The 13,433-nt window shown below is 60.4% G+C and carries 11 protein-coding genes and 1 pseudogene; 9 read left to right on the top strand and 3 right to left on the bottom strand.

Going from position 1 to position 13,433, the window contains the following annotated elements:
* Positions 1-67 precede the first annotated feature (67 nt).
* The 6 genes from ACP3TA_RS18215 to ACP3TA_RS18190 all read left to right on the top strand — a co-directional run bounded on the left by ACP3TA_RS18215 (position 68) and on the right by ACP3TA_RS18190 (position 7,815).
* Positions 68-748, top strand: a complete 681-nt coding sequence (locus ACP3TA_RS18215; protein WP_033643126.1) for a class I SAM-dependent methyltransferase — start codon at positions 68-70, stop codon at positions 746-748.
* Between the two features lie 43 nt (positions 749-791).
* The gene (locus ACP3TA_RS18210) at positions 792-1,454 is read left to right on the top strand and encodes a hypothetical protein (protein WP_127897185.1); all 663 of its coding nucleotides are present in this window, start codon (positions 792-794) and stop codon (positions 1,452-1,454) included.
* A gap of 124 nt (positions 1,455-1,578) precedes the next feature.
* On the top strand, positions 1,579-2,721 hold the full coding sequence (locus tag ACP3TA_RS18205; RefSeq protein ID WP_047575160.1) for an efflux RND transporter periplasmic adaptor subunit: 1,143 nt from the start codon (positions 1,579-1,581) through the stop codon (positions 2,719-2,721).
* A gap of 1 nt (position 2,722) precedes the next feature.
* Positions 2,723-5,860, top strand: coding sequence for an efflux RND transporter permease subunit (locus tag ACP3TA_RS18200; protein ID WP_164119995.1), 3,138 nt, complete (start codon positions 2,723-2,725; stop codon positions 5,858-5,860).
* A gap of 1 nt (position 5,861) precedes the next feature.
* On the top strand, positions 5,862-7,304 hold the full coding sequence (locus tag ACP3TA_RS18195; RefSeq protein ID WP_060660701.1) for an efflux transporter outer membrane subunit: 1,443 nt from the start codon (positions 5,862-5,864) through the stop codon (positions 7,302-7,304).
* Positions 7,305-7,461: 157 nt separating this feature from the next.
* Positions 7,462-7,815 carry a DUF1493 family protein gene (locus ACP3TA_RS18190; protein WP_033643122.1) on the top strand — a complete coding sequence of 118 codons (354 nt, stop codon included), beginning with the start codon at positions 7,462-7,464 and terminating at the stop codon, positions 7,813-7,815.
* Positions 7,816-7,822: 7 nt separating this feature from the next.
* On the opposite strand, the gene ACP3TA_RS18185 is transcribed toward ACP3TA_RS18190, so the two are convergent.
* Positions 7,823-8,392 carry a DJ-1/PfpI family protein gene (locus ACP3TA_RS18185; RefSeq protein WP_033643121.1) on the bottom strand — a complete coding sequence of 190 codons (570 nt, stop codon included), beginning with the start codon at positions 8,390-8,392 and terminating at the stop codon, positions 7,823-7,825.
* A gap of 133 nt (positions 8,393-8,525) precedes the next feature.
* Between ACP3TA_RS18185 and ACP3TA_RS18180 the strand changes: the two are divergent.
* Positions 8,526-9,650, top strand: a pseudogene (locus ACP3TA_RS18180) (AMP-binding protein); the annotation flags it as partial.
* The gene (locus ACP3TA_RS18175) at positions 9,648-10,064 is read left to right on the top strand and encodes an AMP-binding enzyme (RefSeq protein ID WP_426784645.1); all 417 of its coding nucleotides are present in this window, start codon (positions 9,648-9,650) and stop codon (positions 10,062-10,064) included. The pseudogene ACP3TA_RS18180 and the gene ACP3TA_RS18175, both read left to right, overlap by 3 nt.
* Positions 10,065-10,103: 39 nt before the next feature.
* Here ACP3TA_RS18175 and ACP3TA_RS18170 read toward each other — a convergent pair whose 3' ends face one another.
* Complete coding sequence (locus ACP3TA_RS18170) at positions 10,104-11,378, bottom strand: Glu/Leu/Phe/Val family dehydrogenase (RefSeq protein WP_033643119.1); 1,275 nt, start codon at positions 11,376-11,378, stop codon at positions 10,104-10,106.
* Between the two features lie 542 nt (positions 11,379-11,920).
* Positions 11,921-12,268 (bottom strand): antibiotic biosynthesis monooxygenase family protein, encoded by a 348-nt coding sequence (locus tag ACP3TA_RS18165; RefSeq protein WP_047575172.1) that lies wholly within the window; start codon positions 12,266-12,268, stop codon positions 11,921-11,923.
* 513 nt (positions 12,269-12,781) lie between these two features.
* Here ACP3TA_RS18165 and ACP3TA_RS18160 point away from each other — a divergent pair.
* Positions 12,782-13,402, top strand: coding sequence for a helix-turn-helix transcriptional regulator (locus tag ACP3TA_RS18160; protein WP_042784528.1), 621 nt, complete (start codon positions 12,782-12,784; stop codon positions 13,400-13,402).
* The last annotated feature ends 31 nt before the right edge of the window (positions 13,403-13,433 follow it).

Below are 13,433 nucleotides of genomic sequence, written 5' to 3'. Positions count from 1 at the left end.
AAATGCGCACGCGGTTGTTTGTCGCCATAGGCTGTGGTTGGCTGAGTGGAAACAGAAGGAGGCCATAATGAACGACTCATCCTTGAGCATTCCCACCTGGTATCGCGATCCGCACGCAGAGCAGGCCATGGCCGAAGGCCATGCGCCCATCTGGCGGCATCTGCTGAGCCTGGTGCCGGAACGCGAACTGTCCGGCGTCAGGGTGCTGGACTTCGGCTGCAATCAGGGCGGTTTTTTGCGCCTGTTGCATCAAATTCGGCCATTTAGTGAGGGGATCGGCGTTGATATCGCCCGCCAATCCGTCGAACAAGCCAACCGCCTGAAAGGAAACCTGCCGATCGTTTATCAGACCGACACGCGGTTGACGGGTTATGAGAACCACTTCGATATCGCCTTCAGTCATGAAGTCATCTACCTGATTGAAGATATCGCGCAGCATGCCGCCGATATGCTGCGGGTGCTGAAGCCGGGCGGCGTTTATTATGCGGTGACCGGTTGCCACACCGACAACCCGCTGTGGCCGCAATGGCGCGAAAGGGTGGCTGAACAGACGCATACCGTGGTGCAGGATCGTTCTCTGGACGATTATGCGCGTATTTTCTCCGCCGCGGGGTTCCAGGTCTCTGCCCGCAGGCTGGGTTTTTCCGGCTTCGTTCCCTATGAGCCGGACGGCTGGATGCCGACTGTTTCGGCAGCGATCGACTACTATTGGCACACCAAAACGGTGTTTAGACTGGTTAAACCCTAAAAATCCCACGCGGCGCTCGGTACGCCGCCGCTGACGAGATAAGATGACGAAATTTATGATGGACCAAGACGCTAAAACAATGGACTTTCGTTTAATCACACGGTTGTCCCTGCTTATGGGGGCGCTCTTGACGCCTGTTGGAGGGGCCACTGCGGCCATGCTTACGCTCGAGAATCAGGATCCGGCGGCGGTGTACCTTATTCAGGATGCGAAGCTGATTCAGGAGCGTGAGGGGGTGAAGATCGCCGAGCGCTCATACCGTTATTTCGAACTTAAGCTCGCCGACAATCTCCAGTATGAAGGTTATATCACCCGCTGCGCCGACGACTATGCCGATAAATTGAATGAACAAGATCGGCGTGAATTAAACCGCTGCACTGAGCAGGTGATCGACGACCTGGATCGGTTGATGGAAAAGACCGCCAACGTGACGTTCTACGATGGCGGCACGCAAAACGTTTATCGGGGCGAAGAACATTCAACGCCTTATTATTACTATTCGTTCGCCCGCGTGGCCAATTATTATCAAACCGACGATGGGCGCCATCCCCTGTATGGCCTGGTTTATCGCTGCAAGCAGCCGGCGAGCGATGCTCATCGGGAGCAAGAGCCTGATACAACTGAAGCGGCGCCGCCCCCGGCTGAAGTGGAACGCTTTATTGCATTGGCTAAAAACCGCTGCGCCAATGTGCTGAAACCACGCTGAACGAGATTGCGCCACCGTTTACCGCTTCGAAAAGATTTTACGCAATCCTTACGCAACCCTTTCAGAAGCGCATTCCGGCATTCGATATATTGAGAATAGTCATTCTCAATAGGATCGTATTGCAATGCAGAGGAAAACGCTTTTGGCGCTGGGGCTTTCGCTGTCGCTGGCCGCCTGCGATGGGCAAAACGCCGGCGCGCCGACGGGCGCAGGCGGTGAACGGGAGGTCGGCGTCGTCACGCTGCGCGGCCAGTCTGTAACCCTGAGCAGCGAGTTGACCGGCCGGGTTAACGCCACCATGACCTCCGACGTGCGGCCGCAGGTCGACGGCATCATCAAGCAGCGGCTGTTTACCGAAGGGGCCGAGGTGAAAGCCGGGCAGGTCTTGTATCAAATTGACCCCGCCAGCTATCAGGCCAGCTACGATCAGGCCGCCGCCCAGCTGAAAAACGCTCAGGCCACGGTGCAATCCACCCGGCTCAAATCGCAGCGCTATGCGGCGCTGGTGAAAGAGAACGGCGTTTCCAAACAGGACGCAGACGACGCCAAAGCCGCGTATCTGCAGGCCGTGGCGTCGGTGGCGCAGTATCAGGCGGCGCTGGAAACGGCGCGCATCAATCTCGCCTATACCCAGGTGCGGGCGCCGATCGCCGGCCGCATCGGCATTTCGTCGGTGACGCCGGGCGCGCTGGTCACCGCCGGCCAGACTGATGCGTTGGCCACCATCCGTGCGTTGGATCCGATCTATGTCGATCTGACCCAGTCCAGCGCCCAGTTGCTTAAACTGCGCCGTCAGCAGGCCGCTTTGCAGCGCGGTGCGGTCACGCCGGTCGCCATCAAGCTGGAGGACGGCACGCCTTATGCCCACGCCGGCAAGCTGGAGTTGAGCGAGGTGGCGGTGGATGAGGCCACCGGTTCGGTCACGCTGCGCGCGGTGTTCCCCAACCCCGAACATGAGCTGTTACCCGGCATGTACGTCCACGCCACGGTGGATAACGGCGTCGATCCCAAAGCCATCCTGGCGCCGCAGCAGGGCATCACCCGCAACGCCAAAGGGGAAGCCACCGCGTTGGTGGTAAACGAGCAAAACAAAGTGGCGCAACGCACCGTCAGCGCCGAACGGGTGGTGGGCAGCAACTGGCTGATCGACAGCGGGCTGAACGACGGCGATCGCCTGATCGTCGAAGGCACCAGCAAGGTGACGATCGGCGCCGCGGTGAAGCCGGTAGACGTCTCGGTCGACAAAACCCAACGCGGGGAGCAATGATATGGCGCAGTTCTTTATCCGGCGTCCGGTATTCGCCTGGGTGATCGCCATCATCATCATGCTGTGCGGTCTGATGTCGATCAATTCATTGCCCGTCTCGCAGTACCCGGACGTCTCACCGCCGCAGATCGCCATCTCCGCCACCTACCCGGGCGCGGACGCGGAAACGCTGGAAAACAGCGTCACCCAGGTGATTGAGCAGCAGCTCACCGGCCTGGACGGCCTGCTGTATTTCTCGTCGACCAGCAGCGCCAGCGGCTCGGTCAGCATCAACGTCACCTTTGAGCAGGGCACCGATCCGGATATCGCTCAGGTGCAGGTGCAAAACAAGGTGCAGCAGGCGGAAAGTCGTCTGCCGAGCGCCGTTACCGCGCAGGGCGTGACGGTCAAAAAATCCCAGAGCAGCTTTCTGCTGATCGTCGGGCTGTATGACGAAAGCGACAAGGCGACGATGGCCGATATCTCCGACTATCTGGTCAGCAACCTGCAGGATCCGCTGTCGCGCATCGAGGGCGTCGGGGACGTGCAGGTGTTCGGCTCGGAATACGCGATGCGCATCTGGCTGGATCCGACCAAACTGGCGAGCTTTTCGCTGATGCCTTCCGACGTGCAGACGGCGATCGAGGCGCAAAACACCCAGGTGTCCGCCGGCAAGATAGGCGATCTGCCGGCCGCCGCCGACCAGCAGCTGACCGCCACGGTGAAGGCGCAGTCGCGGCTGCAAACGCCGGAACAGTTCCGCAATATCATCCTGAAAAGCGACAGCAGCGGGGCGCTGGTGCGGCTGGGCGACGTGGCACGGGTTGAGCTGGGCAACGAAGACTACTCCGCCAGCGCGCACCTCAACGGCCACCCGGCGGCGGGGATCGCGGTCAAGCTGGCGGCGGGCGCCAACGCCCTGAGCACCGCCAAGCTGGTAAAGGCAAAGGTGGCGGAATACCAAAGCGCCATGCCGCAGGGCTACAAGGTGGCCTACCCGAAAGACAGCACCGACTTCATCAACATCTCGATCGAAGAGGTGGTGAAAACGCTGTTTGAAGCGGTGGCGTTAGTGGTGGTGGTGATGTTCGTGTTCCTGCAAAACCTGCGCACCACGCTGATCCCGACCATCACCGTGCCGGTGGTGTTGCTGGGCACCTTCGGCGTGTTGGCGGCGTTCGGCTATTCGATCAATACCCTGACGCTGTTCGGCATGGTGTTGGCGATCGGGCTATTGGTGGACGATGCCATCGTGGTGGTGGAAAACGTCGAACGCGTGATGCGGGAGGATAAGCTGCCGCCGCGCGAGGCGACGGAGAAATCGATGCGCGAAATCACCGGCGCGCTGGTCGGCATCGCGCTGGTGCTGTCGGCGGTGTTTCTGCCGATGGCGTTCTTCGGCGGCTCCACCGGGGTGATCTACCGTCAATTCTCGATCACCGTCGTCTCCTCGATGGTGTTGTCGGTGGTGCTGGCGTTGACGCTGGCGCCGGCCTTGTGCGCCACGTTGCTGAAACCGGCGCACGATGCGCAGACCGACAAAGGCTTGCTGGGCAAATTCAACCGCGGCTATGACCGGCTGCAGGAGAAGTACGCCGACAAAGTCGGCGCAGTGATCCACCGGCCGACGCGTTATCTGCTGCTGTACGGCCTGCTGTTGATTGCCGCGGCCGTGATGTATCTACGCTTGCCGACCGGCTTTCTGCCCAACGAGGATCAGGGCACGGTGATGGTGCAGTACACCTTACCGGCCGGTGCCACCAACGCGCGCACCTCGGCGGTGAGCGAGGCGGTGACCGCCTATTTCCTCGACCAGGAAAAGGCCAACGTCAGCACCATTTTCACCATCAACGGTTTCGGCTTCAGCGGCAGCGGGCAAAACGCCGGCATGGCGTTCGTCAGCCTCAAGGACTGGAGCCAACGCAGCGGCAGCGAAAACACCGCCGACGCCATCGCCAAACGCGCCATGGCGCACTTCGCCTCGCTGCGCGACGCCCAGGTCTTCTCCATGAGCCCGCCGGCGATCGACGGCTTTGGCCAGTCCGACGGCTTTACCTTCGAGCTGCAGGCCAAAGGGGCGACCACCCGCGCCGAGCTGCAGGCGATGCGCGACCAGATCGTCGCCGCCGCCGGCAACAATCCGGCATTGCTGGCAGTGCGCGCCAACACCTTGCCGGACACCCCGCAGCTGCAGGTGGAGATCGACAACGGCAAGCTGCAGGCGCTCGGTCTGAGCGCCGCGGACGTCAACAGCACCCTCAGCAGCGCGTTCGGCAGCACCTACATCAACGACTTTATCGATCGCAACCGGGTGAAAAAAGTCTATATGCAGGGCGACGTGCAGTACCGCGCCAAGCCGGAAGACCTCGACCGCTGGTTTGTGCGCGGCACCAACGCATCGGGCGACAGCAGCATGACGCCGTTCTCCGCCTTTGCGTCTTCGCACTGGATCTACGGCCCGGAGAACCTGTCGCGTTATAACGGGCTGTCGTCGTTCGAGATCACCGGGCAGGGCGCCGCCGGTGTCAGTTCCGGTACGGCAATGAGCGAGATGGAGAAACTGGCGGCGAAATACTCCGCCGGCAGCAGCTACTCCTGGAGCGGGCTGTCCTATCAGGAACGGCTGACCAGCGGCCAGGCGTCGTCGCTGTACGCCATTTCGCTCATCGTGGTGTTCCTGTGCCTGGCGGCGCTGTATGAGAGCTGGTCGATTCCATTCGCGGTGATGTTGGTGGTGCCGATGGGCGTGGTGGGCTCACTGCTGGCGATCACGCTGCGCGGGCTGGAAAACGACATCTACTTCCAGGTGGCGCTGCTCACCATCATCGGGCTGTCGGCGAAAAATGCCATTTTGATCGTCGAGTTCGCCGAGGAGATGCACCAGCGGGGGGAAACGCTGATTGGCGCGGCGGTCCACGCGGCGCGCATGCGCCTGCGGCCGATCCTGATGACCTCGCTGGCGTTCACCGCCGGGGTGCTGCCGCTGGCGGTATCCAGCGGCGCCGGCGCCAACAGCCGAATTGCCATCGGCACCGGCATTATCGGCGGCACGATCACCGCCACCGCCTTGGCGATCTTTTTCGTACCGCTGTTTTATGTGTTGGTGCGCCGCATGTTTACCCGTCGGCCCACCAACTCGCCGTCGCAGGCAGGAGAATAACGTGTTGCAACGAGTCATGATGTTAACTTTACCGCTGCTGCTGAGCGGATGTCTGTCGCTGGATCCGCACTACCATCGCCCGGCGGCGCCGGTGCCCGCCAACCTGCCGCAGGGCGAGGCCGCCGGCAAACAGGCGTTGAGCTACCCGGACGTCGCCTGGCGCGACTATGTGCAGGACGCCAGGCTGCGGCAGGTGGTGGCTATGGGGCTGAACAGCAGCCGCGATCTGCGTGAGGCGATCGCCAATATCGCTTCGGCGCGCGCCCTGTACGGTGAGCAGCGCTCGGCGCTGTTCCCGACGATCACCGCCACCGCCGACGGCAGCCGCGGGCGTTCGCTGACCGGCAACGGCAATGCCACCGCCATCAGCCAGAGCTACGAAGCGCAGGGCGGCGTCAGCGCGTTCGAGCTGGATCTGTTCGGCAAGAACGCCAGCCTGTCGCGGGCGGCGTTCGAAACCTATCTGGCCAACTCGGAAGCGGCGAAAAGCACCCGTCTGACGCTGATCGCCGATATCGTCACCGACTGGGTGGCGGTGGCGGCCGAGCGCAGCAATCTGGCGATAGCGCAGCAGACGATGGAAAGCGCCAAACGTTCGCTGGACGTGACGCGCAACAATCAACAGCACGGTATTTCGTCGCTGGTCGACGTGGCGTCGGCGGAAACCGTTTATCAGCAGGCGCGTTCGGACGCCGCCAGCTACGCCACCCTCGCCGCGCAGGCGAAAAACGCGCTGGATTTGGCGGTGGGGCAAAGCGTGCCGGAAAACCTGCTGCCCGGCGGTATCGATGCGCTCGGCGAAATCATGCGCAATCTGCCGGCCGGGGTGTCTTCGCAGGTGCTGCTGACGCGGCCGGACGTGCTGCAGGCCGAGCATAATCTGAAATCCGCCAACGCCAACATCGGCTCGGCGCGGGCGGCGTTCTTCCCGTCGATCAGCCTGACCGCCAGCGGCGGCGTGGGCAGCGGTGAACTCTCGTCGCTGTTCAGCCACGGCGCCGGCGTCTGGTCGTTCGCCCCGAGCATCAGCCTGCCGATCTTCAGCGGCGGCTATAACACGGCTCAGCTCAACTACACCCAGGCGCAGAAAGACCTGTATGTCGCCACCTATGAGAAAGCGGTGCAGACGGCATTTCAGGAAACCGCCGACGCGCTGGCGCGCAAAGCCACGCTGCAGGAACAGCTGGCGGCACAGACCGGCTATGTGGCGGCGGCGCAGCAATATTATCGCCTGGCCGAACTGCGTTACCGCCAGGGCGTGGACAGCTACCTGACGCTGCTGGACGCGCAGCGCACGCTGTATACGGCGCAGCAGTCGCTGATCGCCGCACAGCAGACCGCGTACGACAATCAGGCGACCCTGTATAAAGTGTTGGGCGGCGGGGTTGCCGCCGAGCGGCAGGGGGACGGCGTCATCGCCGATAAGGCGGCGCTCAGCCGCTAACCGTCGACCGCGCGCGCCAGAAGTGTGGCTGCGCGCGGTTTACTTATGGAAAGTGTAAAGAAACGGAAAACCCGCGCGGCGGCCCGAACTCGCCGCGGCGGGCAGAGTCAGACAGATAATTGCATTCACCTTTTCTTCATATCGGCTCGAGGTCGTCATGGCAGAAGACATTCAGCAACAGGTCATCGCGCTTATCGCCGCATTCAACGCACCAGGGCGGCAGAAGAAGGGGGCGGTCATCACCCCGGAAACCGAGATTAACACCGCGCTCAACCTGTCGTTCAGCGACTCCAACACGCTGATGCGCCGCTACTTCGATACCTTCGGCGTCGACAGCAGCAACTACAACCACGAGCTGTATTTCCAGCCGCCGAGCAATACCGGGCGCTGGTTTTCTCCCTCCGCCTGTAAAGAACACACCCGGCCGCTGTGCGTATCGATGCTGGTGCGCTCGGCGCGCGCCAAACGCTGGCTGTACGACATCCATTTTCTTATCGAGCAATTGCGCTAGCGCCAGGTTACTGCTCCAGCAGCTCGGCGAATTTCGCCAGCCACTGCGGATGCGCCGGCCAGGCCGGGGCGGTGACCAGATTGCCGTCGACATGCGCCTGATCGATGCCGATCTCCGCATAATGGCCACCGCCGAGCCGCACCTCCGGGGCGCAAGCCGGGTAGGCGCTGCAGGTGCGGCCCTTCAACACCCCAGCCGCCGCCAGCAGCTGCGGGCCGTGGCAAACGGCAGCGATCGGTTTTTTGGCGGCGTCGAACGCCTGCACCAGCGCGATCACGTCGGGATTCAGCCGCAGGTATTCGGGCGCCCGACCGCCGGGGATCAACAACGCGTCATAGTGCTCTTCCTTGGCGGCGGCAAAGTCGGCGTTCAGGGTGAAACGATGACCGGGTTTCTCGCTGTAGGTCTGCGCGCCGTCAAAGTCGTGGATCGCGGTCTGGATGTAGTCGCCGACGGCTTTGTCGGGGCACACGGCATCCACCCAATGGCCAAGCATTTGCAATGCCTGAAACGGCACCATGGTTTCGTAATCTTCGGCGTAGTCGCCGACCAGCATCAGGATTTTTTTCTTGCTCATGATCACAACTCCAGCAGGAGGGGGAATGCCTAAGGTATAGCCCAGCGCCCCTGGGAATGCGAACCGTAAAGCGCCTATCTATACTCGTGATACTGCGGCGCTTTCTCGCCGCTCAACCCAGGGAGGATCCCCGATGCTGAATCTGGCTACCTTGCTTGAAGAAAGTGCGCGCACCTGGCCGGAACGGCCGGCGGTGATACAGGACGATATACTGCTCAGCTATCGGGCGCTGAATGAAATGGCCAACCGGGTGGCGAATTTGTTGGTCGCGCGCGGCGTGCGGCCCGGTGAACGGGTGGCGCTGGCCTGCACAAACCGGCCGGAGTTTCCGGCTATCTATTACGGCATTCTCAAAAGTGGCGCGGTGGTGGTGCCGCTGAATATTCTGCTTAAAAGCGCAGAATTCGACTATTACCTGGCGGATTCGGCGGCGGTGGCGCTGTTCTGTTTCGAGGGCAGCAGCGGCCTGCCGTTGGGGGAAGAGGCGCTGCGGGCGGCGGCGAAGGCGGAGCAATGCCGTGAGGTGTTTATCATCGGCGATCGGCTGCCGCTCGAAGGCGAACGTTTCAGCACGGCGATAGCCGCACAGGCCACCGAGTTCGCTTCGGCCGCGACGCTCGAAAGCGACACGGCGGTGGTGCTGTATACCAGCGGCACCACCGGCCGGGCCAAAGGGGCTGAGTTGACCCACGCCAACCTGGTGCTTAACGCGCTGGGATCGGTGAGGCTGTTCGACGGCTCGGAAACGGATCCCGATCGCCATCTGGTGACGTTGCCGCTGTTCCACACGTTTGGTTCGACGGTGCAGATGAATGCCGGATTTTCCGCCGCCGCCACCCTGGTGCTGGTCGAACGCTTCGACGCCGCGTAGGCCATCGCGCTGATGCAGCGGCACGGCATTACCTTTTTTGCCGGCGTGCCGACCATGTATTGGGCGTTGTTGAATGCGCTGGATGAGCATACGGATATCGAGCGCCTGCGCAGCACGCTGCGTATGGCGGTGTCCGGCGGGGCCAGCCTGCCGGTGCAGATCCTGGAGGATTTCTCGCGCCGCTTCGGCGTCAACATTCTCGAAGGGTATGGGCTGTCGGAAACCAGCCCGGTCGCCACCTTTAACCATCCGCACCGCGTGACCAAACCCGGCTCTATCGGCCAACCGATCTGGGGCGTGGAGGTTCGCTTGCTCGACGTCACCGGGCAACCGATCGACGGTGTCGATCAGGTGGGAGAGATCGCGGTGCGCGGCTACAACATCATGAAAGGCTATCTGAACCGTCCCGAGGCGACGGCGGAAGTGCTGGAAAACGGCTGGTTCCGCACCGGCGATCTGGCGCGCCGCGATGCCGACGGCTTCTATTTCATCGTCGATCGGGCCAAGGACATGATCATTCGCGGCGGGTTCAACGTCTATCCGCGCGAGATTGAAGAGGCACTGATTCGCCATCCGGCGGTGTCGTTGGTGGCGGTGATCGGTGTCGAGCATCCTTCGCTGGGTGAAGAGATCAAAGCGGTGGTGGTGTTGAAAGAGACGGAGGAGCCGATCGAGGAAGAGGCGCTGATCGCCTGGAGCCGGGAGAGGCTGGCGGCGTTCAAGTATCCGCGTATCGTCGAGTTTGTCGAACGCTTGCCGATGACCAGTACCGGTAAGGTGTTGAAACGCTGTTTGCGCTGAGGAAAATCCGGCCTGCCGGGGCAGGCCGGGAAACGGGTATCAACCTGGGTAGATGCCACGCTCTTTACGTGCGGTCAGGATGCGCTCACAAGCCACGATATAAGCGGCGGTGCGCAGGCTGCACTCTTTCTCTGCGGCCTTGTTCCAGACGTGGACCATCGCGTCGGTCATGATCTTGTCCATACGCTCGTTGATCTCGGACTCGCTCCAGAAGTAACTCGCCATGTCCTGCACCCACTCGAAGTAACTGACCGTTACGCCGCCGGCGTTACAGATAACGTCCGGAACCACGGTGATGTTACGGGAACGCAGAATGTCGTCCGCTTCTGGGAAGGTTGGGCCGTTAGCCCCTTCCAACACCAGCTTGGCGCTGAGGATTTCGGCGCGCTGACGGGTGATCTGGCCTTCCAGCGCCGCAGGGATCAGGATGTCCATGTCAACCGACCAGAACGCTTCGCTTTCGATCTCGCTGGCGCCTGGGAAACCGGCGATCTGCTTGTGCTTGGCCTGGTATTCGGTCAGCGCGGCCAGATCGATGCCGTTGGCGTTGAACAGGGTTGCGGAGTGGTCCTGGATGGTGACGACGCGAGCGCCGACGCCGACGAACAGGCGAGCCGCTTCGCTGCCCACGTTACCGAAGCCTTGCACCGCCACTTTGGCGCCTTCGATCTGCACGCCCAGACGCTTGGCCACTTCGCTGCCGGTCACGAACACGCCGCGGCCGGTCGCTTTCTCACGGCCCAGGGAGCCGCCGAGGTGGATTGGCTTACCGGTTACCACGCCGGTGATGGTGGTGCCGTGGTTCATGGAGTAGGTATCCATCATCCAGGCCATCACTTTGGCGTTGGTGCCGACGTCCGGCGCAGGAATGTCTTTCTGTGGCCCGATGATGAAGCCGATTTCGCTGGTGTAGCGGCGGGTCAGTCGCTCCAGTTCACCTTCAGACAGTTTGAACGGATCGACGCGGATGCCGCCCTTGGCGCCGCCGTACGGCAGGTTGACCGCGGCGCACTTGATGGTCATCCAGGCGGACAGGGCCATCACTTCGTTCAGATCGACGTCAGGGTGGAAGCGGATACCGCCTTTACCCGGCCCGCGCGACAGGTTGTGCTGTACGCGGAAGCCTTCGAAGTGACGGATGGTGCCATCGTCCATCTGCAGCGGGATATCGACAATCAAAGCGCGTTTAGGGTGACGCAGCGTATCAACCCAGCGTGAGAGGTCGCCGAGGTAAGGGGCGACGCGATCGATTTGTTGCAGATATGTAGCCCAAGCGGTGGTGCTGCTGTCTGAAGCGTAGGATAGCTTTTCCATAACCAACCTTTATATTTTAGAGGTATTTATTTCGTTTAACCGTGGATTAGCAAGCGCATAACACTTTGCGCCGCTAAATTTACCACTAATTATGCCGGTTGTTAGCCCCCCGCTCATCGGGCCAGCGGACGGTTTTTCGCCGCCTGCAGGGCGGTAAATGAATAGTTAATTACTTTTCGCCGGTCGTTAGCGGGCGCATGCATACTTTATGCATATAAAACGCATAAAAACCCTTTATATCTATTTTTCAGAAGCTTGAATGTGATCAAAAAGTTTCATTTTATTTAACTGCTATGTTGACAATGGCGTTTCCCCTCGGCAGCGTTAAAATCCTGTTAAAACGCCGTCTGCCGCCGCGTTTTGCCTTGGCAGCGAGAAGCATGATTCGGGGCTGTTTTACGGTATTGCGGCAGAAGAGTGGGCTGAAAAGCGTGTTCACCTGAAACGGACGGGTGACTGCGAGCGGCCGGCCACCCGTTCTGGTTTGGCGAATCAGCGTTTAAAGAAGACCGCGCCGCGGTGGCGTGGTCATCCGATACGCATTAGGCGCCGGTATGCTGATAGCGTTGTAATTCCACCGGTTCAGCGCCGATACTCGCCAGATATTCTTTGACGGACGCCGGCGCGGAAGCTTGCGTAAATTGGTAGATGTTTTCATCCGCATCCAACAGCGTCTCCCATTTTACAATGTTCACCCAACGAGGCTCATTGTCTACGCTGATGCCCGAGTCACGCGAAATAAACCCGTTTTGGTTCGAGATAAATTCCTCTTCAACGCGCTTGTCCAATACGGCAAACGCTTCAGGGCTGAGTGAGGCCGGCAGTTTAAAACTTGAAATTTCAATAATGTAGCTGTTGGCGAAACAGTCCGCCTTGGATTCATAATTCATAATAAAAGTCCTTTAAATTAAATTGCTTATACAACTCAAATTAAGCTGCATCCTTATTGCAGTACTGCAGGTTAAATTTATTCCTGATGTCTGAAATAAATAATTAGGAATAATCTGAATTGGCGCTTTGCTTTATGCAAAACATGATGATTTGTATGAGATTTTTCTTGCATAAGGGAGTTTGCTAATCAACTCACCAACGGCCTGAGGCAATAATTCAATAACGGTGGTGCGGTTATTAATGTCATTGGCAAGGGGGGCGGTTTTTAAATAAAAAACGGTAGGTGAACGGCGTGGTTAACCTATTTCCTTTTCCACTTTGAAGGGGCGTGCGTTATTTCGCCGGCGACCGGCAATGGCCAATCATGCCCCCCCGTCGGGATAAAAGGTCACTTGCGGCGCAGCCGGTAGTGAGGGGGGAACCAACGCCATCCGCTCGGCAAGCGGCGGCAACTGCGGTATGCTAAGCGGCTGAACAACAAACCAAACCGGGCTATACGGAGACACCCCAGCGTGGCGAATTCTTCTTCTCAACTTGAACTGTTGCGGTCGGTCGCCGACGGCATCGCGGCCCTGTTTTTCCCGAATGCGGAAGTGGTGATCCACGATTTGGCCGCCAACAAGATAGCCTACCTGGCGAACAACCTGTCGAAGCGCAAACCGGGCGACGACGCGGGGCTGGAAGATTTCACGTTTGATGGCGGCGCCAACGTGACCGGCCCCTACGAAAAGCTGAACTGGGACGGCAAAAAGATGCGCTCGGTGAGCATCGCCGCGCGCGACGAGCAGGGTAACCCCAGCTATCTGCTGTGCATCAACCTGAGCACCGCGATGTTCGAGGACGCCCGCAACGCGCTGGATATGTTCCTGTCGGTCACGCGATTGCAGCCGCAGCCGCAACAGCTGTTCAAAGACGACTGGCAAGAGAAGATCAATACCTTCCTGCATGACTGGCTGCGGCGCGAGAACGCTGCGCTCGGCGCGCTGAGCCGCGAACAGAAACGGCGGCTGGTCAGCGATCTCTATCATCAGGGGGCGTTCAAGGCCAAAAGCGCGGCGGACTATATCGCCAACGTGCTGTCGATGGGGCGTGCTACGGTGTACAAGCATCTGCGGGAATTGAAGCAAGAGTAAACGCGGCGGGAAAGGTGGAAGAAAGGGGCGG

The sequence above is a fragment of the Serratia sp. 2C06 genome (assembly GCF_050037615.1).
In the GTDB taxonomy this organism is placed as follows: domain Bacteria; phylum Pseudomonadota; class Gammaproteobacteria; order Enterobacterales; family Enterobacteriaceae; genus Serratia; species Serratia ureilytica.
This window is presented reverse-complemented; position numbering and strand designations above follow the sequence as displayed.

Excerpts from the sequence above, each read along its gene's own strand:
- ACP3TA_RS18215 (WP_033643126.1), top strand. The coding sequence starts at position 68 with ATGAACGACTCATCCTTGAGCATTCCCACCTGGTATCGCGATCCGCAC.
- ACP3TA_RS18210 (WP_127897185.1), top strand. The coding sequence starts at position 792 with ATGACGAAATTTATGATGGACCAAGACGCTAAAACAATGGACTTTCGT.
- ACP3TA_RS18205 (WP_047575160.1), top strand. The coding sequence starts at position 1,579 with ATGCAGAGGAAAACGCTTTTGGCGCTGGGGCTTTCGCTGTCGCTGGCC.
- ACP3TA_RS18200 (WP_164119995.1), top strand. The coding sequence starts at position 2,723 with ATGGCGCAGTTCTTTATCCGGCGTCCGGTATTCGCCTGGGTGATCGCC.
- ACP3TA_RS18190 (WP_033643122.1), top strand. The coding sequence starts at position 7,462 with ATGGCAGAAGACATTCAGCAACAGGTCATCGCGCTTATCGCCGCATTC.
- ACP3TA_RS18185 (WP_033643121.1), bottom strand. The coding sequence starts at position 8,392 with ATGAGCAAGAAAAAAATCCTGATGCTGGTCGGCGACTACGCCGAAGAT.
- ACP3TA_RS18175 (WP_426784645.1), top strand. The coding sequence starts at position 9,648 with ATGAAAGGCTATCTGAACCGTCCCGAGGCGACGGCGGAAGTGCTGGAA.
- ACP3TA_RS18170 (WP_033643119.1), bottom strand. The coding sequence starts at position 11,378 with ATGGAAAAGCTATCCTACGCTTCAGACAGCAGCACCACCGCTTGGGCT.
- ACP3TA_RS18165 (WP_047575172.1), bottom strand. The coding sequence starts at position 12,268 with ATGAATTATGAATCCAAGGCGGACTGTTTCGCCAACAGCTACATTATT.